We start from the raw sequence: 24,545 nt of genomic DNA, 5'->3' as shown, positions 1-24,545 counted from the left end.
TTTTCAAGGCATAGTACCCACTATGTCCAATGTTTATGTCCATTTTTCTCAAATTTCTTTTCCTGCACCATATTCAGTTGTCAATTTTCAGTTAGAATCACATTCATTGAGATTCCGAGAAGTTATTTACCTGTTCTTCCGGCGATGGTTCTGTCGAAGCTACCGATTCCACATCCTGTCCTTCCACTATGGGCTGCATATCCGCAATCCGCTTTCGCCATGCAAATTTCCGTTTCCTGTTCTTCCAGATGCGCAGGGCAACGGAAAGCAGATAGCTTTTCGGATTCCCGGTGTAATCTACTTTCTCACTGAGCTCCATGGCTCTCAAAAAGGTGTCCTGATACAGTTCATCTGCTTCCTGCCGATTGCCGGCAAGCTGTCTGCAGAATGAGTACAAAGCTTTCCCATACGCATTGATACAGACTTCTAATTCCTGCTTTTCCATTTGTCACTCCACTTTTCAGACGTCTGACGAAGCGGCAGCTTTTGCCCTTCATTTATACATTGTAATAACTTTTAGATTTATTCGCATTTCCAAAAATTTTATCTGCCTTATTGACATATTTTCCGCGTCCGCATATAATAATAAACAACAGGCAGACAACTGCCTCAAAAGTAGCCCGCTCCCGGCCATGCGGGTAAAAGGATCTGTTGGAAACAGTTCCCAAGTAGGCCGTGAACAAGTAGCCCGCTCCCGGCCATGCGGGTAAAAGGATCTGTTGAAAACAGTTCCCAAGTAGGCCGTGAACAAGTTTTTAAGCCTCCTTCAGGAGGCTTAATTCTCTTTACAGGAGACATATCATATGAAAATTTCATCAGGTAATCTGTATTTCGTCTCAGATCAATTCTTCCAAAAGATACAGGACCCTTATTTAAAAGTCAATTATGAAACGACTAAGCGTCCTCATTATTTTGTCATTACTGATCATGAAACAGGCTTGTACTGGCTGGTTCCATGCAGCTCAAAAATTGAGAAGTTTGAACGAATCATTCAGAATAAGCAGACTTATCATAAACCCTCAGATACAATTAAAATTGTAAAAATCTTTGATAAGAAGACAGTCCTTCTGTTTCAGGATATGTTCCCCGTCACTGAAAATTATATTGACAGTCCATACATAAAAGGCGGGCAGCCTGTAAGAATATCCAACCCTGATCTGATACAGGAATTGGAAAAGACCGCCCGCAAGATAATCAAACTCCTGCGCCGGGGTATCCGTTTCACACCGACGCAGCCGGACAGCATCCGCATTGAGAAAATCCTGCTGGAAGAATGCTCTACATCCCTCTGATTTTCTCCGTCAGAGCCTCTCTGTCTCCGCACTGTGTCTTCTCCAGCACATGGGTCATGTGTTTTTTCACCGTTGCCATGCTTATATACAGTTCCTGCCCAATCTGTGCATTGGTCATACCGGACGCCGCCAGTCTGGCCACCTCTGCCTCCCGGTCCGTCAACCCCAGAGAGCGAAGTCCGAAGTAAAGCCTCTGACCGTCAGCTTCCTTTCTCTCTGCCTCCTCATCCTCCGGTTCTTCCATATAAGAGATAATCCGCCTCTCCAGCCTGATTTTTACCGGTGTCAGAATCAGAAGAAGCACTGCCGAATACAGAATCGTCAGATTCAGGACTCCCAAAACGGGACCCAGTGCCCAGATGTTTATACCATCCAGATGATAAAATATATCTGTCAGCGGAAATACCAGAGCGATAACCGCCGCCAGCACCACCGTCCGTTCCACATATCTGAAAGCATTCAGAGCTCTCTGTAGTTCCATTCGGGATATCCCCTTTCTGCGGGTAAAAGCAAGTCTGAATCCCCCGAAGAAATCCTTTTCGATTCCGGCTACCACCAGCACCAGCAGGGCAGATACAACAATCAGTAAAAGTGTCGGCAAATCCCCATACATCTTATAAAGATTTCTCATATCACCTGTACCAAATGTCATCATCCAGGCCATTGCAAACGCAATTACGCATGCCAGTATTTCAATTGTTCTGTACCAGACCTTCCCTGTTTTCCTGTTTTCCTTTTTCAAGCGAATCCCTTCCTTTCCGCACGGCTTTGCACCTGCATCCTTCTTCCATTTTCCTGTAAAAACTGATTTATCTGATGAAACGCTTCTGCAGATACCCTCATTTTAGAAGAATCCTCCTCCATTCACAAGCCCCTTTTTCCTTCCACCCATAAAAACAGGGGTGGTATTTTACTACCACCCCCTGCATCATATCTCTTATAAGTCCCATTTCCCGCTTCTCCGGAAACGATACCGACATCGTAACCTTCCCTGCGCTTCTTTTACTTCTCTGCTATATCCCCAGCAGAATCGCGGCAAAGCGAAAATATACCAGCAGAGAAAGTGCATCCACAATTGTAGTGATAAAAGGACTGGCCATCACCGCCGGGTCAAAACCGATTTTCTTCGCTCCGATCGGCAGAAGGCATCCCACCAGCATAGCCATCAGCACCGCAGCCGCCAGAGTCAGGCACACCGTAAAGGCTACCGGGATCCCTACCCTGTCAAGCAACATCAGCTTCACGAAATTTGCCGCCGCCAGAGTCCCTCCGCAGAGCAGCGCCACCCGAATCTCCTTCCACATGATGCGTGGGATATCGCGATACGCAATCTCGCCCAGCGAGAGCCCCCGGATTATGGTAACGCTGGCCTGGCCGCCGGCATTTCCACCCGTGTCCATGAGCATGGGAATAAAAGCCACCAGCACGGCATACACGCTCAGAGCCTCCTCGAAGGAAGCAATAATCGCCCCTGTAAAAGTGGCGGACACCATCAGCAGAAGCAGCCAGGGAATCCGCTTACGGTAGGTCTCGGTTACCCCTGTCTTCATATACGGCTTGTCACTGGGCACAATTGCCGCCATTTTCTCCATGTCCTCCGTGGTCTCTTCTTCCATGATATCCACAATGTCGTCCACGGTGATAATACCCACCATCCGATTCTCATTGTCCACCACCGGCATGGCGGTAAAGTCGTATTTCTTAAACTGCGCGGCAGCCTGCTCCTGGTCCATCAGTGTGTTGATGGAGATTACATTTTCATGCATAATCTCGCCGATGATATCATCGCCGTCGCTTAAAAGCAGGTAGCGCAGCGCAACCGTCCCCACCAGTTCTCTCCGGGCGTCCAGGACATAGCAGATATTGATGGTTTCACTGTCCAGACCCACAGCCCGAATGCGCTCAATGGCCTGATTGACTGTCAGATTCTCCTTCAGAGACACGTATTCCACAGTCATGATGCTTCCGGCAGAATCCTCCGGATAGCACAGCAGCTGATTGACCGCCTGACGAGTGTCGGGATTGGCGTTGGCAAGAAGCTTTCTCACCACGTTCGCCGGCATTTCCTCCAGCAGATCCGCCGCGTCGTCCGCCATCAGATTATCAATGACACTGCCTGCTTCTTTGTCGGAAAGGGAATTGATAATGAATTGCTGGCTGTCTGTCTCCAGATAGGAAAATACGTCCGCAGCCAGGTCCTTCGGCAGAATCCGATAGACCTTCAGCATCTCCTCCGCCTCCAGCTCTTCCATGAGAACGGCAATGTCAGCCTCGTTCATTTCGGTCAGAAGTTGACGGAGATTCGTGTACTGCTTAGCAGCGAGAAGCCTGATGAGCTCCTCCTGTTGGTTTCTCATTTCCATAGCATTTCTCCTTATGTGGTTTTATTACCGGGCTGCAACTTCGACCGGGAAGAGGGTTATCACTGTTATTCTTCTGACTCTTCATGCAAAACCACCTCCTCTCAAAATGCCATGTCAGAAAAGTGCCTCTGCACTCTTCTGATTCCATGTCCATCTGACGACGGACTTTTCCATAAGGTAAAGGGGGCTCAACTGCCCGCCTGCATGTCTCATTTTATCCCTGAAAAGCTTCCTTGTCAACAAAATAAATTTCTCTGATTTTGTCGAATTTCACTCTGCCCCCCGTCATATCTGTCATCTTTCCCCGCAGGGCATCCGCTTCCTCCTGGGGAACTGTCAGCCGCAGGACCACATTTTCCCCATAATCTGCCGCATCCGGCTCTATCCCCGCGCTTCCCAGCAGATACAGAATCTTCCCCACGCCGTTATAGTCCGTTGTGACTTCCATCTCCTGTCCGGGCCGCATCCGGCCCAGGCGACAGTTCTTCAGTCCTTCCTTCACAGCCTGGGTATAAGCCCTGACCAGCCCTCCCGTGCCCAGAAGCACGCCGCCGAAATACCGTGTCACCACTGCCGCCACATTCCTGAGTTCGGCGCCTGTAAGCACTTCCAGCATAGGGCGCCCTGCGGTACCGCCCGGCTCTCCATCGTCGCTGCAGCGGCTCAGTTCTCCTCTGCTTCCCACGATGAAAGCATAACAATTGTGTCTGGCGTCCCAGTACCTTTTCTTCGTCTCCTCGATAAAACGAATTGCCTCTTCCTCGCTCTCACAGCTTCGAAGTGTGGCAATAAAGCGGGATTTCTTCTCCACATATTCTCCCTGCCCGCCCTCTAGCAGCACACAATAAGAATCTTCCGGCAGTTTCTCCTGCTTTTTTTCTTCTCTCATCAGTTTCACCTGTTCCGCATTTTTTATTCAACACTGCTTTTTACTTCCGTTCACAGCGCTGTGTCAATTCTGTTTTCTGCATTTAGAATAGCATAATTTGTCCAAAATGTGAAACAATTATTAAGATGAAAAAGAAAACCTTTATTTACATATTGTTTTTTGGTATAATCACTGTAGATTTGCAGATACCGGAGATTGTTCCCGTCATTATTCCGGTAGAAAGGTGAGTACATGAATTACGGAAAAAGAGGCATCAGAGCGACCCAAAAGGCTCTTAATTCTAAAACAAAAAAATGGACCAGGAAATTCGGCCTTTCCCTGGTAAAGCTGACGCTGGCGGCATGCGCCGGGCTGGTCATCTGCGGAATTGCAGGCGGAATCGGGGCTTACAACGGCATTCTGGCATCCACCCCGCAGATCCGGCTCAGCGATGTGGTGGCTTCCGGAGAAGCCACCATCGTATACGACTGCGAGGGCAATGAAATTGACCAGTATGTCAGTATCAACTCCAACCGTATCCAGATTAACAGTATGGATTTGATTCCGAAGCACCTGGGACAGGCCTTTGTGGCTATCGAGGACAAGCGTTTCTACCAGCACAACGGAATCGATATGGAGGGAATCGCCCGGTCAGGCTGGAACTTCATAACCAGTATGGGGAAGAGAAAGGAAGGCGCCAGCACCATCACCCAGCAGCTTTTGAAGAACACTATCTTCACTACCTGGACGGAAGAGGACGGCAATCTCATCAAAATGATCAAGCGTAAATTTCAGGAGCAGTATCTCGCTCTGGAAATTTCCAAATACTATTCCAAAGATGATATTCTGCTGCGTTATATGAATGCCATCAACCTGGGACAGAATACCCTGGGTGTAGAATCAGCTTCACAGAGATACTTCGGGAAATCCTGCTCTGATCTCACCCTGTCGGAATGTGCGGTCATTGCTTCCATCACACAGAATCCCTACTATTTGAATCCGATTCGTTTTCCGGAGTCCAACGCAGAGCGTCGTCTGAAATGTCTGAATATCATGCTGGAGCTGGATTTTATCACGGATGCGGAGTACGACACCGCCATTGCGGATACCGATGCCGTCTATGCGCGGATCAAGGCCCACGACGAGGATTACCGGGTCAGCACCAATGCCACTTCCGGTTCCTATTTTTCGGATGCTGTATTTGAGCAGGTCAGAGACGATCTGATCAATATCGCCGGCTATTCTGAGACCATGGCTGAAAACCTGCTGTACGCCGGAGGGCTCCGTATTGAATCCACCATGGACCCCACCATTCAGGCCATTGCGGACGAAGAATTCGCCAATCCGGAAAATTATCCGGAAAACGTGAAATGGTACCTGAACTATGCTCTGACTGTTTATGCGGCAGACGGAGAAAAGCATAATTTCAGCAAGGAAAATATGATGACCTGGTTCAAGGATAATCAGGACAAGAAATTTAATCTGATTTTCAGTTCCCAGGACGCGGCCTATGAAGCCATAGAGATGTACCGCGCAGCCGTGATGGCCGATCTGGGCATCGCAAATGAGGAGGACAATTATGCGGAAACCGTCACCATGACCCCGCAGCCGCAGGCTGCCATGGCGATCGAAGACCAATCCACCGGCTATGTGGTGGCACTTGTGGGCGGGCGCGGCGTCAAGGAAGGACGCAGAACTCTGAACCGGGCAACCAGTTCCACCAGATCCCCCGGATCTACTTTCAAGGTGCTGGCGGCCTTTGCTCCGGCTTTGGACAGTGCCGGTCAGACACTGGCAACTGTGTACAACGATGCTCCGTTTAACTACGCCAACGGCACACCGGTGAAAAACTGGTATAAAGGCTACAGAGGCATCAATTCCATTCGAGAAGCCATTCGAGAGTCCCTGAATATTGTTGCGGTAAAAACAGAAACCGTAATTACCCCACAGCTTGGTTATGACTATCTGATCAATTTTGGGTTTACCACTCTGACAGACGGAGAAACGATTAACGGAGACTTCTTTACCGACATCAACCAGACTGTGGCTCTGGGCGGTCTGACCCACGGCGTGACCCCCTATGAGCTGAATGCAGCCTATGCCGCCATTGCCAATATGGGAACGTATATGGAGCCAAAGCTTTACAGCCGTGTCATCAACACAGACGGCGATGTGATCTTGGACAACACAACGCCAAAGTCCAAACAGGTAATCAAGGAAACCACGGCGTTCCTGCTGACAGATGCCATGGTGGATGTGGTGACCACCGGTACAGGGGCTGCGGTTAACTTTAACCGGAACATGGCCATTGCAGGGAAAACCGGTACCTCCACAGACTATTGGGATGTATGGTTTGCCGGCTTTACACCTTATTACACCTGTTCTGTCTGGGCCGGCTATGACAACAATGTAAGCATGAGCCGTTCCGGCGGCAATCGTGAGGACCATGTGGCCCGGGACTTGTGGCGCGCCATCATGTCAAGGGTTCATGAAAATCTGCCCAACGAGCAGTTTACCACACCTCCCGGAATTGTGCGGGCACAGATTTGTCCGGATTCCGGCCGGCTTCCTATCCCGGGGCTGTGTGCGGCTAAATCAGAACTTTTTGCAGAGGGTACCGTCCCCACAGAGCCCTGTACCGTACATTATACCGGAACTCTGTGCCGATACGACGTGCTTCCGGCCAGTCCCGGCTGCCCCTTCCCCGGAGAAGGGACGCTGACCCTGCCGCTGGCTGAGGACCCTTCCCTGGCTTCCGGCTCCACCACTTTGACCACCAATCCTGACGGAACGGTCACTCCCGTTACTCCAGGTGTTGCCACAACCTGTCAGCATAACGAGGAGTTCTTCGCCAATCCTGACTATGAAGCCATTCTTGCAAATCAGGCGGCAGAACTGATGCAGCGGGATATCGCGGCCGGTCTGTATCCGGCGCCTGAAGATTGGGAAGACGACGAAGACTGACGATACACAGACAAAGACCATGGCCCATTATCTGACCATGGTCTTTCCTTTTCTCATCTCTTCAGCATATCAATTTTGTCCTGCAGCTCACGCACGCCTCTCTGTGCATCCTCAATGGCTTTGCACTGCTTTTCAAAGGGCGCCTCCGGCACATCACTGTATTCTTCGTAATACAGCTTCCCAATTTCCAGATAATTTTTCCTGATTATATCTTCGCAGGTGGCAATCTGACCCTTCAGGCCTGCGATTTCCGCCAGTGTCTTCGCCTTGTCGGCCACTTCCCTTCCCTTTGTGGAAATAGTGTCTTCCAGTTTTTCAAAAAAATCCATGTGTAAAACTCCTTTCCGCATTTTCATAGCCTCAGTATAACGCATATCTGTTGTGTTGTCTATACCTGCCTCCCGAAAGCTCCCTCTTCCTGTAAAGAATTGCAGGCAAACTTTGTCCGCCGTCTTGCACATTTATACCGCAATATGATATAATAAGTCCAGTTATTTACAGCAGAAAACGGCCCAACGGCATATAATACATCAGGAGGAACAGCATGCAACAGCCATTGTACACCGGGGTAACAGTTAATAACGAAATTGAGCTCTGTGAAATTTCCAATATGGAGTGTAAGCAGCATATAGAGAAAGCACTTTTACGTGAACGCATATCTTATTATATCCGCTGGCCAAAACCCTCTATTTTCAGCCGCAAAAAGAATGTCTGTATCATCTGTGTAAATGACAGTTCCAGGGAATCCGCCGAAAATGTGGTTCGTGCGGTCTGTGATGAGAAAGGGTTTGCAGTTAAATTTCTTTTGAAAAAAGCACAAAATTCTTATTTATAAGCACAAAAATTTATTGACAAATCATCTTCTGCTTGTTATAATGATGCTTGTGGTTGTGAACAACATTCACGTGCTGCTGTGGCTCAGTCGGTAGAGCGTCGCATTGGTAGTGCGGAGGTCACGGGTCCGATTCCCGTCAGCAGCTTTTTGAAACCCTTGATTTTACTGGATTTGGAGACATTTAAAATCCACAGCCTATCAATGAACCAATCAAACATGTTTTGGTTGGTTTTATTTTGCCTGAAATTCCGGAATATTGCTTATAATCTGGGTCTTTGCATCTATGCTTCTGCGGTTCCTATGATAATGATTTTCTGTACACATGATATCCGTATGCCCCATCTGTTCCATTATGAAACGATTATCCACATTATGATCAAGTAGTATTGTTCCATAAGTCTTTCTGATCTTATGCGGCGATTTTTTGTAGATTCCGATTTTCAGACAATTCTTTTCCAGTCTCCTTCGTATGCAGTTTGTAGTCATCCTTTTTCCAGCCTTATCCACAAAAACATATTCGCCAAACGGATTTAACATTTTTATCCTAGAGCACAGCCACGCATAGTCATCAGGAATAACAACTGTCCGAACTCCCGCCTCACTTTTAGGAAATTCTTTCACTGCATAAGCGTATTTCCCATCTTCTCCCATGTAACGGGTCTCAGTCCGCCTTATTTTGAACGTGTTCCCATCAAACACATCATGTTTAAGCGCTACAAGTTCACCTACTCTTATGCCAGTTGCAAACATCAGAAGAATTCCAATATTTTTTGCATCAAGATTCTCTTTTAGGTAGTTGACCATTACAGGCATCTCCTCTTCACTGAATACTTCTTGATAATCCTCTTTAATTACTTTCCTGAAATCTGTTTCAGAAGTATCCAATTCCTGAAATAACTCTTCTACATTAAATGATATAAGCTTTCTTTTCTTTGCACGTTTCAATAGTCCTCTGGTAACAGTCTTAAGATTTGAAAATGCTTTGGCAGTTAAATCTTTGTCTGCAATCTGTTCTTCTAAGAACTCGCAGAAATCTTCTTCTGTAACTGCCTTTATTTTCCTGTCTCCAAATTCTCCATAATGGCGGTTAAATATCTGGCAGTTTCTCAAGTGTGTCGCGTTGGATATTTTCTTTAATTCCAGCCTGCGGTCGTTCCACTCACTGAATACTTCTCTGATCGTTGGATTCTCCATTTGCGTTTTCCAGTAATCAATGATAAGGCTTTCAATTTCTGCCCGGCTATACCGTTCCCTTTGTATCCTCCCTTTCTTTTCATCCGGGATGTAAGTATACCACTTTCCATCCCTCCCCTGCCATATCTTGTATGGGTGTTTTTCTAACAGCTCTTTTCTCTTCATTTCTTTCATACAGTTCTGTACATCGTTAATGTCAATTTTACCACTGTTTATAATAAACCGCAATATTTCGTTGCTTTGTCCATATTGCAGATTCTTGAATTCCATTAAGTTTTCTATAGTGAATCACACTCCAATTCATAGAAAAATTTATATTTTTATAAAAGGTGCTGAAATTTTACAGCATCATAATATTCACTTTTAAAATTTATCACTCAATATTTAGGAAGGACATGATTACTTAATCATGCCCTTACCTCGACAAAGTTAACATGTTACTATTTCAGAATGTGCTTAATTACATCACACACTCACCTTCCATACACAATACCATCATGTAATTTGTTCACTAAATCATTTACGGCTTCCTTAGCAATTACTTTCATTTGTTTCACATTTGAGTTATCTATACTTCCAGCAACATTAATAAGGTTACCTATTTGTACAGGATTAGGATTCGCTCTCTTATCAATTACAGGTTCAGAAATACGATTAGATTTCCATAGTTCTTCCACAAAGTTAATTGGCACCATTTTGCCAGGATCTAACTGTGCCCACTCAAACAGATTATCAGTTTCAGGTTTGGTAAGGATCTGGTCTCCTTCGTTACCAATGGCATAATTACCAGATTTCAGTTTGGGCAGTATAAGCTCCTGGCCTTCCTCATTGATAATTCTCAATCCGTCTTTTGCATTACGTGTTCCAGATGCATATTTCTTTACCAATGTTGTATTTATATCTGTAACATGATCCTTTTTATACTCTAACGCTTCCGCATAAGATAAATTATCCTTCCAAATACGGCCAGTCATTTTATCAACTAACTGATATTGCTTATCTGTTCCAGTATTTTTCTTTGTTCCGGTATTGGAATTCCCATTGTAACCTCCGGATGGAACAGGAGAAGCATTATTCATACTATCAATGGCTCTTTTCGCATTGTTTGCGGCATTTTCTATGCTTGCAAGGGAATTGACAATACTGCTGACGTTATATCCTCGTTCAAGGGTATTAATCAAACTTTGCTGTAACGCATTGGTCATATTGGCAAGATTTGATTCCGCATAATAGGATGTTGCAAGCTCATTGACAAGATTATCTGCTTTTGTGGAGAACATCCATGCCAGTGAATTGGCTGTATTATTCGCATGTGTCTGGAGATTCCATACTTCATTTTCCACACCCATGATATTTCCAATGAATGCAGATGTATTCTGAGACAGTACTTCACCATAGCCTGCGATTGCGTTTCCACCAGACTGCCAGGAAGAGATAAGAGCAGCAGATATTGTGATTCCATGCTCTACAGCGATTTGGGCAATTTCCTGTCCAATTAAAGATGCATTTTCTTTTACTGTGTTGAATGACTGATTCAGGATTGCTTCTTTGTTATTCAAAGATTCTCTGAGGGATTCAATTTCTTTATTCTGTGCTGCCTCATATTGCTCAAACTGATTATTTAAAGCCTCTTCCTGCGCTTCGATGCTATGCAGATATTCCTCCTCAGATAATGCTTTCTTTGCTTCTGCAAGCTGTTCTTCAAGTTTCTTACGTTTTGCAACTCCGGATGCTGATGTGTCATATTGCAGTGCGGCTATTTGACGTTCCAGATCTGTAACAGCTTTCGTTTTATCTGCAATACTGTTTTTATAATTGTGTAAATCTTGCTCTGCTTTTAATGCTTTTATCTGGGATTGGGTAAGCTCATCAAAAACATCTATTTCCTTTTCAATCCCTTTAATCTGATTTTCGACGCGTGTCCTGTTCAGCTCAATAATAGCATCTTTTGCTGATTCAGTGGCATTTACAGCATCCCACTGTTTTTCATTCAAACTAGCTAACTTATCAGCATACTCAGTAGCAGAATAATTTCCGGCAAGATATTGAGCATTTAATTCATCAATCTCATTACCATACTGCTTGACTTGATATTGTGCCAGTTCATATTGCTGTGCCAATAGTCCTAATTGTGTTATTGCTTCTTTAGACCAGATACCTTTATCATCTGATACTTCCATATCATCAAATAAATCTATGATATTGGAGATTTCAGAGTCAAGATTAGAAAATTGCTCCTGAATACGGTTGAATACTTCTACATGAAGATTGAGTATTTCGTTGTCGAATTCTTCAATGGATTTCTTGCATTCAATGATATTACCTTCTACATCGGAAAGCGCACCCACCATTTCAAGCCATTCTTCTGTCCCGGACTGTATTCTTCCGGAATTAATTGCATCGTTCATCTGGTTCACAAGCTGTGCTTTTTCAGCTTCAAGAAGTGCAAGCTGTTTATGAGACTGGTCTATCTGTGCATTAAAGAATGATTCTCCAATTAACTCACCGGCTTCTTTCAGTAATTCAACCTGTTTAGAGATTAAATCTTTGCTGTTACCACGCAAATCAAACTGGTTACGGAAGTCGTCCATGATATTGTTGAATTTCTCCAACTCTAACTGGCGGATTTCCTTTTTCAATTCAGCAAGATTCTGCTGGCAGTCTGCAATTTCACCTGCCCAGGATTCATATTCCTTAATGGCTTCCACCACTTCTTTATTACCGTCTCCGATAAAGTCTGTGAGAGCAACAGCACCATCTTTGACCTGTTGTGCTATATCAGCTGGCAGTTTTGATAATACTTCATTGGCTTTCTGGGTATACATGGAGAGAGCATCTGTGTAGTTATTGAATTTCTCTTCTGTAATGCCTAATTCAGCGTCTATCAGATTATTCTTTGCAAAGGATCCGGATACATTGTCGAGGTTTGTTTTCAGGAGTGCAAGCACATCATTCAGTACCTCAACCCTTCGCTTGAAATAGTCAATCTCCTCAGCAAATTCGGATTTAGATGAGCTTCCTGAACCAGTTTTATCCTTTAGAGCGTCATTTATTGCGCCTTTTTCTTTTTCAAGCTGTTTAATCTGATCTGCATAGCCATGACCGCCGATTCCGCCATTGTTATCAAATGCGGCTTGTAAATTCTTTAATATTTCAATCTGTGTATCAATATTGGAGATTGCATCTGTGTAGCCTTTGATATCAATTTCAAGCTGGGACTGGAAACTATCCAGGTCAAGTTCTTTTGGAACGTACTCGGAGAGTGTAGTATTGAAATCTCCGGAATGCTTTTCTACTTTAATACTGCCTTTGGATGTAGAACCACCACCACGTGTTCCCTTTTTTGACTTCCCACCGCGTTCTCCGCTGGGTGCTGCTTTGATTGCATCTGCAACATCCCATACTTTTTCTTGCAGATATTCAAAGGATGTCTGTGCATTGATACTGTTAATGTTTATGGAATCAGCCATGGATACAGCGGCATTATCCATATTTACAGAGATATCCTGTGCAACAGCACCAACAATACGGTTGAACTCGTCCATGTTGCCTGCCATGTTAGCGGCTACTGCAGCATATGCTTTATCTTCTTCAAGGCCTGCATCAATCAGTGCTTTCAGGAGGCTGTTTGCTGCATCTATGCGGTACTGGGCTATTTCTTTTGTGATATTACCCTCGCCTTCGGCAACCTGCTTCACTATATTAAGCTGTGCCTCAGCATAATTCTTCTTTGCGGTCAATCCTGCTTTATCAGCTTCCAGTTTGGTTATCTGGGCTTCTACAATGGATTTATCACCATCAAGGATTGTCTTTACAACTGCTTCGTTTAAAGTAATCTGACCATCTGCTGTTACCTGTGCATGGTCAAGAATTTCGGGGTACATCTTCGCCAGTTCTGCAGCCGCATTGGCTGATATGGTTAATCCATCCGCAACTGTTTCCTGGACTTTTGCAAGGTTCTCAAACTGGGTAACAACTCCTTCGATTACATTTGATGTATCACCCCATGTATTTCCGATTGTAGTTGCATAAGCTTCAATCCCGGAATCGCCATAAGAGCTGAGGCGTTGCAGGGAATCTATAAGCAAATCAACCTGTTCCCGTTCTGCATCTGTTGTGAGAGAATCCTTTAGCTGTTCAAGACTCTGGATTAGATTATCCGGCTGTTGTGCTATAAGTACACTTAGGCCTTCGGATAAGTTACCAAAACCATCTGCTGTAAGGTCTATATATGGAACCAGATCAGGAAACTGTTGCATCAGGTCAATAACCTGAATTTTGGAGAGGTCTCCTTTGTTAAAGGACTCTAAGGCAGAGCGGAGTGTGGTAATGGATGATGTTATGCTGGAGAGGGTGTCTTTGAAGGTGGAGATGTCGAAAGTGGAAGTGGTTGGAAAAGTTTCATCTAAAAGACTTCCCTGTAAAATTTCCCACTCAACAAGCAGGTCTAATAATTGCTGTATTTTCTCCGAATCATCACCCACAATAATACCATAATCGCTTGCCATACGAAGCAGAGAAGCAAATGTTTCTTCACCATATTGCAAGCCGTTAGTCTGCAACATTTCAAGCACATCAGCTTGTGTTTTCCCTTTTAAAGCATGGATATCTAAATCAGGCAGAACTTTAAATCTGAATTCCCACTTTTCTACTTCATTGGTAAGTACAGGATACATGTCTCTGAAATATTCTTTTACGCTGTCTGTGACATCGGAACTGTCCAGTACATTATTCAGAATTTGAGCGAACTCACCAATAGCATTATTTTGTGTATCATTGTCTCCAGATTCAAATGCATTCTTATATTTAACATATGCTTCATTTATATCATTCCAGCTTTGAGATAATTTTTCGTTCTCCAGGATTACATCCCGAAGAATATAATTGTCCCAGATTTCTGAATAGCTGTCTATTGTTTCTTTGGCCTTATTGGCGTCTTTCGTCAGGTCTTTAAGAAAGTTATCCGGAACATTTGTATCTTTTACCAACCCTTGTATTTCTATAATATCAGAATAAATTTCTTTAAGGTTCCCATTTTTAACAAAACCGCCAAGCGTATCCTGATATTTCCATCCCAGTTTACTTAACTGTTGCGACAGCTCTTCAAATTCTCCACTTGAAAAATCTTTGTAAGAAAATGAGAGAATATTTCGAACATTTTCCATCTGCGAAGCCATACGGTCGATATTACTGTCATAGCCATCAAACCAGTTCCCCATTCCTTCCCAGAATCCAGTATCATTAAATTTATTCTTTGTTTCAACCCACTGTTTTTCAGAAAGTCTGTCAAATGCATCTGACTGACCATTAATCGCCTGTGTAATGGTATCTATTACTTCTTTTTCTGTACCGTATTTCTCAATCAGCTCATCTTGAATTGTCATGAGATTCTTGCGGGCATCTGTTACATCAGCAATAGAGGAATTGCTGTCACTTATAGTTTTATGCAGTTCTTCAACTTTGGACCTGTAATCATCAATATCTGATGCAGTTGATTTAAAGGAACTGCCTAAATCTTTTGCTTTCTCAGCTACTGTGGATGATACCTGGGATAGTTCATAGAGACCGGAAACTGCCTTTGTAGCCAACTGCATTGCAAAGCCTATCCCAACGCTTATTACTGCATTCATTAGTATCGTTTTCAGGCGGAGTCCATCTGTTGCTACCCCTGCTGCATTGAGATAGGATTTATAACCTTCAAGGGAAGCTGGTGCATCTTTGGAACATGTGGAAAGGTATGCTTTAAATTGGGCATTGTTTTTAAACAGTTTATTATCAAAAGATTCTAAAATATTTTCTCCACTAGAAATTGTATCATTCCAAAGTAGTATTGCCTCTTCCGCTTCCGCAAAATGTTTTTTCATATTCTTGATATTCGTTATATCAATACCGAAAATATTTCCCTGAATATCAAATTTTCCTTTATCTTTGTCATATATCTGGGTGATTCCATAATCTTTATTCAGTGCTGTCATTGCAGTATGTAAGCCAGTAATCATGACTGTAATCTCGCCAACTGAATTTATCAATGATTCCGATCCCTGAATCAGCCTATCAAAGAAGGATATTCCTCCCATGATAGCATTCTTATTCGTCAGTGTATTCACAAATGAATCAAAGCTGTTCTGCAAGGAATTCAATCGGCCTTCCCATGAGTTTGCGGTTTTCTCTGCTTCTTCAAGCGCCGATCCTGTTCCCTTTGAAAATTCACTTAGCATTTTTTCATATAAATCCCACCGGGAAAGCAAGCTACTCAGGGCGTTTGCATGGTATTTCCCACCCAGGTCAGAAATCAATCCCTGCTTATCCGCACTGTTATCAGGTAAGGAGTTATAAACTCTTGCCAAATCTTTCAGTACTTCCATTGGATTTCTAAGTGTAGCAACACCATCTTTCATGTATTCTAATTCTACACCGAGAGAATGACATCTTGCTTCGACTTTTTTCAGTTGATCTTCATCTATAATTTCACCATCAAATTCCCCACTTACCTGTTGAAGGTTCAATATGATACTTCTGAATGCACGCCCAATCTCAGACCCAGACCGTTTAGTTGTGGCAATCATTGTTGCCTCAGCCGCAGTTAATTCATCAATAGCGACTCCGGCATTCGATGCAAATGTTGCGGAAACTCTGGTTGCATCCGCTATATCCGTTAAGCTGGCACTATTCCGATTGCTGATATAGTTTGCACCATCAAGAGCCTCATTCAGTTTTTCAATGCTCCCTCTGTATTTATATGCCGCATCTGTAGCTAGCAGATAGTTGTTTGCATTTTCTGCTGTCATGTTTCCAGCAGACTGTGCCAGTAATGACAATTCGCCCAGTTCTTTGGACAACTCCTCATAACCAGATCTTGCCATCTCTTGTACGCCTAATAAATATCCATTAGACAGCTGACCATATTTACTCGCTATTCTAAAAGCTTCATTTCCTAACTCTTCCAGCTGTTTCCTGGTCATTTCACTTGTTTTACTGATTTCAGCCAGGATTGTGTCATTCCCCTTCAGGGTATTTAATGATTGTCTGAAATTGTTCACTGCCAATGATGCTACTCCAAAGAAACTACCGATCTTTGTAATATGAGCGAGCATCCCTTTTATTTTATCTGCTGTACTCTTGCTGGCATACCCAGTGGCACTGACTTCAGATTTATATAGCTGAAATGCTTCCGTTGCATTTTTTAGCGTATCTTTACTGTCAACGGAATTAATGAGATTCCTGACCTTTTCGCTTTCCTTTAGCAAAACTTCTGACTCTCTTATTTTACTATTCTTATTAAGAAATGTTGTCAAGTCATTATTCAGCTTTTCTTTCTTCATTTCAACATTGGCAAATACAGGATTCCTCTCCACATATGCTTTTACATCTGAAATGACCTTTTGAAATTTTAGCTTCGTCTTATTTTCATCAATCTTTAATGCATCAATATCCTTAAAACTTAGATTCTGTAAACTTCTGTTGATTTCCCGTTTGAGTCTCTTATCGTCAAGCTTTCCATTCAGCTTCACATAACCCAGCTTTGAGCCCAAATCCTTAATATACTGATTAATTTCACGTTTGGTATCCCCTTTAGCAAGCGTACCTGTAATTCTCAGCATGTTAATGGCTTTCTCCAGTACTTTAATATCAGCATTAATTTGTTTCTTTGATTTTGCCTGTTGTAGGTTAGCTATAAGATCGATTAAGAATTCATTATTATTCAAGTATGATATCCTCCTGTTTTTGGCATAAGAAAAAAAGAGACTATCAAAACAATCTCTCTCCACATTATTTTATTTAATTTTATTACTGCTAAAATTTACGTTTACACCTAACGCATACTCTTTCAAACTTGTTTGTTGCAAAGCCAGCAAGTAGGCTAAATTTCCTTGGAATAATCTGTATTTCGCTGCTGAAACAATAGGGACATTTTACTTTATCAGGTGTGCTATCATTTACAAGCGGACTGCTTGGCAAAACTTCTTTTAATTGACATTCTGCATCTTTCAAATCAACAGCCTCGAATGTATATAATGGGGTAAAACTACTAGATAAAGTAGTCGTTAAAGTTCCCCCACCTTCCTTATAATAATACCATTTAGTTTTCTCTTTAACTATCTCAGACGAATTATTTTCTCCCAGCAAGCCCTCTCCACATACCGGGCATTTATTCGGATCCACTCTCTTAGCTAATACATTTTCGTCAAATGTTGACTTACAATGCGGACAAAGAATTGTTCTGCCCATTCTCTCACTCCCCTCTTCACAGCTTCCTTCCTGTTATAAGTGTACCACTTTAATCATAATCCTTCAACCATAAAGCGAATATTAACGAACATATTTTCTGTAGTCTTCTTTATACATCCTTTTCTATATTTCCGTCACTTCCTACTATATTATTATTCTCTTTTTCATTTTTCAATGAATTAATCTAATTTCACAATTTTTTATTGTTGTACCGTTTTGAATGATATTAGATTGTAGCTTGATTTATGCTGGCTGTGTTAATAGGTTGCTTAATTTTTCATGAGATATGCTTCTAATTTCTCAAATAAATGCGGGTATAAATCTATCTTCCCTGTTTTAAATTTTGATAAAATGCTTCCGTCAATATTTATTACTTTAGAAATATAAGACTGCTTTTCTTTTACAAGCCGTTGTTTATATGCCTCTCTCAATTCTTCCTGTGTCATTATTATTCCTTTCTTTGATATACCTAGTATTTTTGTTAAAAATAAAATTTTTTCGTACATTGCCGTATGATACTTGTACGAGAATAGTATCATACGGTTTTGTATATCCAGTAAAAGTGTGGAGTCTTTTACAAGATTTTTGTACCATATAGCCCCTTCTGTAGACTATATGGCACAGATATGTTGTTGTGGTCACACCTTAACGGAGTCAGTGTGAATGCCCGGCTTGTGGAAAACCAGGCGAATAGCTAATGAAGCTGTGACACTTCATTAACCAGTAAGAGCGGATGTATAGAAACTGTAATATTACAGGTAATTGGCCAGCAAGAGAGGTTTTTATCTAACAGCCTTTCCACAGTGCTGTCAGCCTCCCATGCCCCACATAGTACGATATTCAAACCTTGTTTTGAATATTTTATAATAACTGCTGATGCAGATATTACCTTTAAATTTATGCAAATTTCTTTCGTCTCTCATCGAAAAATCTTTGCACAACATCAATTTCTATTTCCCTGAGATTACCCCTTCCAGAAAACCAGGAAGATAGAATACTGCTACTTAATCCGGTCTGCTTTGCTACGATACTTTTCTTCATGCCGTTTTTTTCAAGGAATGCAAGCATTTCTTGTCTTAATTCTTCTGATGTCATTGTAAAATCCTCCCTTCATTACCATAACTAAGAGCAAGTCCAGAAAGCCTTGATTTTATCAGCATCTTAGAACTTTTTTCAAAAATATCTTCGATTTTTAACTCAGCAAATAGTTTATGAAACTTTAGCATCAACATCCTTTTTCTTTGCAAAGAACATATCTAAAAGCAATCCCTTATGTGAATTGTATAGGATATCCATGATCGTTTTCTTATACTGCCCCGCGCCTCCATCATGGGCTATGGCTTGATTTGATCCAAACAATTTGTAAAGTATCAAATATACCGTCTGCCTGGTCAGTTTTACTTCTGCTGCTTCTTCAACAACATTTCTGAATAGATTCCGTTTTTCCATTTCCGCATCATATTCCAGGCCATTTGCTTTTGAATAGTTCGCATAAAGTTCTTTCCTGCTTTTTTCATATTTTTTTGCCAGTTCTATTATTATTTTGGCATGTTTGTCATTGCCTGTTATTAACCTGCCATTCTCCCTATATTCAACAGGCTTCTCAAAAAAGTCGATTAAAACCAGCGTAATTTTATCCCTTTTATCCTTACGGGGATATTCCTCCTTGATTATCTGCTGAAGATAATCCATGCTACAATTAAAATATTCATAATATGCCGTATCGCCTTCAGGAAACACTTCTTTAAAAAACTTCGGTTTTGCCATAACCTGTTCTCTGGTTCTTGTACGGCTTTTAAGCAAAGTATTAATCTCCTTTTTATTGTCACATAACCGTTTTCTTCCCTCTTTCGTATCAGAAATGGACATATTACTACAAATCATCTCATTTTCTGCGTTCAGACGGAGAATTTTCTGAATGGTTTCATAGTCGGATTTTTCACCCGCATCAACATTCAGATTTTCTGTTAAATACTTCTTTTTTACAGATTTCACCGTGAATTTCACGTTGCCTGTCTTAATTATACCATGTAACAGATTCTCAGGTTTTGTATGTCCAGCAAGATAACTTCTAATCCGCTTCAATTCTGCATTCGTATCAATCGGATATTCACGTTTTGCCCTATCAATCTCACAACCGGAAATAGAAGCAAGCTTTGAAATCTCATTCCTTAGATACAGTAGTACTTCTTTCTTCTTTTCTTCATTGATATCAGAATCACATAGTATATCAAAATAATACGATTCCAATAACTGTGAAAGATCAACAATCTCCCCAATCTTTGCATTAGCAATCTCCTTATCACAATCAATAAAGTCTTCTATACAATAGTACCTTTCTTTTGGGTATGGCTGTACCATGCAGATGGGAGTAGGAAAGTTCTCCTCACAATAATGGGCTTTTTCAACCAGTATCTTATTTGAACTGACCAGAAGGGTATCTGAGTCAAAATCCATTCCATTTGCCCTGTACATAATGTCCGTCCCTATACTGTTGATCACCACAATATTATCGGACAGACTCATATATTTATCAAACCATTCATGATAGGTATTGTGAAGGCAGATAACATTACCGGAATAAATATGTGGGCTTCTTGTGGCCACCAGCTCCCTGTCATGTGGAAAGTATTTGCAATATGCTTCCCTACCTTCATGTATTCGCACCCAGTTATCCTGTCTAATACCACAGGCATGTTGTATCATCTCAAAAGGATTGGAACACACAACACAGTAATCCGAATTTTCCAGTTTGTATCTTCCCTGTTTTAACAGATTCTTATAATCCGTTCCTAACATATTATTTTTATAATCCCTAAAAAATTTTGTATGCTGTATATCAGGGTTGATCTTATACAACTCGCATACCGAATCGCTAAATTTATACATTTGGGGCTCATATCCTTTTGATTTCTTATGTGCTTTTTTCTGGATAAATTCATTTACAAAATAATTATTATCATCCTTGGCTTTCTGTATCCGGGCAAATTCATAACGCAGCAATTCCCTTACTTCATCCTTACTTAATGGCATGGAATTGTCAACCTGATAATTATATCCCTTGATAAAACCAGAAGCATACTCATTCTTTACAATCCCAAATATGCATCCATCCTTTTCTGTTTCATGCAACCAGTACTCAAATGTTGCACGCTCCAGATCTTCCACAGCATCCTCAAATGATATGAAATCCTTCTGTTTCATAAATTTCAAACTGTTTGGCGTGGTAATCAGTTTGATATCTTCCACCGAATTTGCCAACGTAAAACCATTTAACTGCTTTATTTCAGTGATCCCATTATCACGAAACCAACACTGTATATCAAAGCAGAATGCAGCACTTTTAAAAAACCTGTTCCTCAACAGGATCATGGACTTCCCATCGGGAAAATACTCATGTGTAAGAAGTGACTGCCCGTCAAATATATCATTATAAATGGTAATCTCTTCTTCATTATCATGTGTAACAGCCATTCCATCCTGATCTATTTCAGTAATACTTGCCTTACCTTTTGCAATCCTACATGGGACTTTCACATCAGGAATCAACAATATTTCATTACTCTTTATGACCGCAATATCCTTGATTTCGCTTAATATGAGACTTTCTGCTGCTTTTAGTCCAGCTATGTCAACCTGTCCTGGTATATGTTCATAATCAATATCCATTCTAGCCCATGACATGAAATCATCTAGCAGCTTTTCCTTTATGAACAGGATTGCACCTGTACGTGCTTTTCCAGAGCTTCTCATAAATTGCACATATTTTTCGCCATCCAGCATAAACCCAGGATATAATTCATCCTTTAATTCATCTATTCTTTTATCGGTCTTCAATTCTTCAACTACTTCAAGGCTATATCTTCCCTTCTTACCAACCTTTATTCTGGGCTTATGTTTGACATTGCCGTTTTCATCTTTTACAACAGTTTTGGACGCCTTGTTAAATGTCACATTCACTATGTCATTTGAATATATTTTGTTGCCAATGCGTCTAAACACGGTATTTTCCATCTTAAACCAGTGGATCAGCCCAAGGGAATATGGAATCTTCCCACTGTATAGCTTCCTTGGCAGGATATTCCTATCATCATTCCAGAATACAGATGTATCATATCCATTTTCATCATTTTGTTTACTGTAAATATAACGAGCATCAATACTCATGATGGATACACCATCTTTTAAATCATTTAGTACCATTTCTTTTCCCAAATCCATTACCTCCACATTAAATATCCACAACAACAGATCAATAGTTCCACTTACTATTTCTCCATTTCTTTTTCAATCAGCCCAAATTTTCCACACATTTTTCCCGGACTTGTGTAAAGTCTAAAAATCATTCACAAATCACACATAATTTTAAAAATGGGCACAAAATATTTCTCCCAAAAACGAAAAATATCATTTTGCATAAAAAGTGGTCTCAAAACATCTCGCCAAAATTGGCGACATCATATCTCAAAGCCGAAAATTCAGCTGTGAAAAATTCCCACACAAAAAGAAAACTTAGAACAATCCCACTTCTGGGAATGCTCTAAGTTTATACTTCTACATTTGTTATCCAATTTTTATCTTTTAGAATTAGAATCTTATATACTTCGAAATCATAGTTTCGGGTATGCATATAATATGTATCCCAAAATATAATCCGTCTTAATTTTTATCACTGGTAAATCTTTACTTGTAAATCTTATTTGCAAATTTTTTATAATATTGAGTGACTGCATAAATGTTATTTGCCCTAATCGGCATATCAATCACTTTATATTGAACACAGAATCCCGATCTGCTTATGCTTTGCATATACCCTTGTAAATCTAATGAATCAATTTGGAATCTTTGATATATAATATCTTGAAATTTAAGCCATTTATTTTCGATTTGTACTATCCGAAGGTGTCTTTCTTCATCAAAATTACCTTTTTCCTTTTGTTTGTCAGCATTCAAGTCTTCTATAACCAAATCCAAATCGTCCAAAATATGTAATATTTCTATTTCTCTAAATGATAATTCATCAAGCCTCCTTAAAAATTCTTCATACTCATCATAGTTCTTTTCATCTTGGGCAACCAAATTCTTATACAAGTTTGCCAAAAAATCTAACTTATCATTTGTTATCAATCTTCTTGCCACATCCAACATTTTAGCAAAGCTGATTATTTCCTTTACATCCTTTACCATATCAGAAGTGATATTATCATCTGAAATAATTATCTCGCAAATATGAAATAATCGTTTTTCCTCTTCTCTTTTTAAACAAGTATTGAGTCCAGAGTTAATTCCTGCACTAACAGCAGATCCAATGAAAGGAATAGAACCTAATCCTCCTAATAATATTTGAATTATCGGATGATTTAATATAGTACTATTTTTATCTACATTATTCAATTTTCCTTTTTCAACAGTTAATTCATTATTCTTCATAATCATATCTCCACAATAGAATAATAACACATTAAATATCTATTTTTCAACACATAGTTCAAGCTCTAATCCTAAGCAATCCTCCCTCCATATTCCTAAACGCCCAAATTACATCAAAAATCCTTTATTGTGCTTATGATCAGAACCTAATATGCAGTCTAATCATCCGCTTCTTGAAAGAGGAATTTCATTGACTTAAAAATGTCATGGGTGAGAGCCATAACAAATATAAGCCCAATAATGGACACATCTTTCTAAACTCACAGAATGTGCTTCCTAATTTTTGCATACTCCGCAAAGTCAACCACTCTTCCCATCTCACTATCATTACTACCATTAATCAACCTGATCCGAAACTCTCCCAATTCTTCAACTGGAAACACTCCATTCTCCGGGATATCTGCAATACATAGAGCTGTTTCAACTGCTTCTATTGACATGTTATGGAGATCAAGGATATTGACTTTATAAATTTTATCTGATACTGATAAGTATTGAATTTTTGTATCGTTAATGATTCGTGTCCTCCCTATGAATTTTTTATATGATCATATAAAATAGGAGAAATCAAATCCCCCACATAACTTTCAACTGGTTCAAACATTGCATAGCTTCAACATTTCCTCCTTCATCTGGATGTACATTTTTTGCTAATGTCCGGTAACATTGTTTATAGAAATCCTTGAATTGGTCATTGTTACTAACAATTGCTTTACTATGCTTTTTCATTTGCTCATTAGAATATTTTACTTCCTCTTTATGTGCTTTCTTCCATAACATAATAAAATCATTTTTATATTTTTCAGGAATTTTTCTTACCCATACACTATCCGGTCTTTCATCGCAATACACTCCACATTCAACAAAGATTTGTCTGTGTCCATTGACTTCAATATAAAATCTGCAATCTCTGCTTGACCAAATTCCATACTTACTTTCTACAAACTCATATTTTAATTCACATGGAATATCCAACGATTCAAACAAAGAACTCCGCCTACGCATCAGTGATTCTCTTTCAGTTCTCAATGAAGAAATTTCTCTGTCAATCTCATTCATACGGTTATCAAACTCTATGATCTTTTGTTCTGGTGTGATTGATTCTTTTTCTTTTGGAGTAGGACTCTTCATTTCCTGATATGCCTTATCAATGGATATTTTTTTTTCTCGCAACTTTTGTTTTACTTCTTCATGATTAGATTGCATAACTTCGTCTAATTTACGATATGTGCCCTCTGATACACGTAAACGGTAGATAGTGAGTACCTATACAAAACAAGAGCAAACCTGTATGATAGAAACAGATTTGCTCCAGTCTTTATTTCACTTCACCTTTATCAGGCTTGCGGCAATTCGCTGGCAGGCCTGGT

Annotated in this window: 16 protein-coding genes and 1 tRNA gene; 4 read left to right on the top strand and 13 right to left on the bottom strand. The window is 40.9% G+C overall.

Going from position 1 to position 24,545, the window contains the following annotated elements; translation table 11 throughout:
• Positions 1-103: 103 nt before the first annotated feature.
• Positions 104-445: an RNA polymerase sigma factor gene (locus NSB25_RS26870; protein ID WP_103242332.1), complete on the bottom strand. Its 342-nt coding sequence runs from the start codon at positions 443-445 to the stop codon at positions 104-106.
• Positions 446-803: 358 nt separating this feature from the next.
• Between NSB25_RS26870 and cptIN the strand changes: the two genes are divergently transcribed.
• Entirely contained in the window at positions 804-1,292 is a 489-nt protein-coding gene (gene cptIN, locus NSB25_RS26865) for a type III toxin-antitoxin system CptIN family toxin (protein WP_103242334.1), read from the top strand.
• Here cptIN and NSB25_RS26860 read toward each other — a convergent pair.
• The 3 genes from NSB25_RS26860 to NSB25_RS26850 all read right to left on the bottom strand — a co-directional run bounded on the left by NSB25_RS26860 (position 1,279) and on the right by NSB25_RS26850 (position 4,544).
• A complete protein-coding gene (locus NSB25_RS26860) occupies positions 1,279-2,034 on the bottom strand; it encodes a helix-turn-helix transcriptional regulator (RefSeq protein ID WP_207656190.1) in 756 nt (251 codons plus the stop codon). The genes cptIN and NSB25_RS26860 overlap by 14 nt on opposite strands.
• Positions 2,035-2,305: 271 nt before the next feature.
• Positions 2,306-3,655 (bottom strand): magnesium transporter, encoded by a 1,350-nt coding sequence (mgtE, locus tag NSB25_RS26855; RefSeq protein WP_103242335.1) that lies wholly within the window; start codon positions 3,653-3,655, stop codon positions 2,306-2,308.
• Between the two features lie 214 nt (positions 3,656-3,869).
• Positions 3,870-4,544, bottom strand: coding sequence for a YigZ family protein (locus NSB25_RS26850; RefSeq protein WP_103242336.1), 675 nt, complete (start codon positions 4,542-4,544; stop codon positions 3,870-3,872).
• A 231-nt stretch (positions 4,545-4,775) separates the two neighbouring features.
• Between NSB25_RS26850 and NSB25_RS26845 the strand changes: the two genes are divergently transcribed.
• On the top strand, positions 4,776-7,487 hold the full coding sequence (locus NSB25_RS26845) for a transglycosylase domain-containing protein (RefSeq protein ID WP_103242337.1): 2,712 nt from the start codon (positions 4,776-4,778) through the stop codon (positions 7,485-7,487).
• A gap of 53 nt (positions 7,488-7,540) precedes the next feature.
• Here the strand turns inward: NSB25_RS26845 and NSB25_RS26840 are convergent, their stop codons facing one another.
• Positions 7,541-7,816, bottom strand: coding sequence for a hypothetical protein (locus NSB25_RS26840; RefSeq protein WP_103242338.1), 276 nt, complete (start codon positions 7,814-7,816; stop codon positions 7,541-7,543).
• A gap of 215 nt (positions 7,817-8,031) precedes the next feature.
• On the opposite strand from NSB25_RS26840, the gene NSB25_RS26835 reads away from it, so the two are divergent.
• Positions 8,032-8,322 (top strand): hypothetical protein, encoded by a 291-nt coding sequence (locus NSB25_RS26835; RefSeq protein ID WP_103242339.1) that lies wholly within the window; start codon positions 8,032-8,034, stop codon positions 8,320-8,322.
• Between the two features lie 72 nt (positions 8,323-8,394).
• A tRNA-Thr gene (locus tag NSB25_RS26830) sits at positions 8,395-8,467 on the top strand.
• Between the two features lie 86 nt (positions 8,468-8,553).
• Here NSB25_RS26830 and NSB25_RS26825 read toward each other — a convergent pair.
• The 8 genes from NSB25_RS26825 to NSB25_RS26790 all read right to left on the bottom strand — a co-directional run bounded on the left by NSB25_RS26825 (position 8,554) and on the right by NSB25_RS26790 (position 24,381).
• Complete coding sequence (locus NSB25_RS26825; protein WP_242982620.1) at positions 8,554-9,690, bottom strand: tyrosine-type recombinase/integrase; 1,137 nt, start codon at positions 9,688-9,690, stop codon at positions 8,554-8,556.
• Positions 9,691-9,989: 299 nt separating this feature from the next.
• On the bottom strand, positions 9,990-17,222 hold the full coding sequence (locus tag NSB25_RS26820; protein WP_103242341.1) for a phage tail tape measure protein: 7,233 nt from the start codon (positions 17,220-17,222) through the stop codon (positions 9,990-9,992).
• Between the two features lie 88 nt (positions 17,223-17,310).
• The gene (locus NSB25_RS26815) at positions 17,311-17,745 is read right to left on the bottom strand and encodes a hypothetical protein (RefSeq protein ID WP_103242342.1); all 435 of its coding nucleotides are present in this window, start codon (positions 17,743-17,745) and stop codon (positions 17,311-17,313) included.
• 269 nt (positions 17,746-18,014) lie between these two features.
• Positions 18,015-18,191, bottom strand: a complete 177-nt coding sequence (locus tag NSB25_RS26810) for a hypothetical protein (RefSeq protein ID WP_172455292.1) — start codon at positions 18,189-18,191, stop codon at positions 18,015-18,017.
• 451 nt (positions 18,192-18,642) lie between these two features.
• Complete coding sequence (locus NSB25_RS26805) at positions 18,643-18,840, bottom strand: hypothetical protein (RefSeq protein WP_103242343.1); 198 nt, start codon at positions 18,838-18,840, stop codon at positions 18,643-18,645.
• A 114-nt stretch (positions 18,841-18,954) separates the two neighbouring features.
• Positions 18,955-21,960 (bottom strand): hypothetical protein, encoded by a 3,006-nt coding sequence (locus NSB25_RS26800; RefSeq protein ID WP_146040194.1) that lies wholly within the window; start codon positions 21,958-21,960, stop codon positions 18,955-18,957.
• A gap of 468 nt (positions 21,961-22,428) precedes the next feature.
• On the bottom strand, positions 22,429-23,175 hold the full coding sequence (locus NSB25_RS26795; protein ID WP_103242345.1) for a BAR domain-containing protein: 747 nt from the start codon (positions 23,173-23,175) through the stop codon (positions 22,429-22,431).
• Between the two features lie 567 nt (positions 23,176-23,742).
• Complete coding sequence (locus tag NSB25_RS26790) at positions 23,743-24,381, bottom strand: hypothetical protein (protein WP_103242346.1); 639 nt, start codon at positions 24,379-24,381, stop codon at positions 23,743-23,745.
• Positions 24,382-24,545: the final 164 nt, after the last annotated feature.

The sequence above is a fragment of the Acetatifactor muris genome, assembly GCF_024623325.1.
GTDB classification, from domain to species: domain Bacteria; phylum Bacillota; class Clostridia; order Lachnospirales; family Lachnospiraceae; genus Acetatifactor; species Acetatifactor muris.
This window is presented reverse-complemented; position numbering and strand designations above follow the sequence as displayed.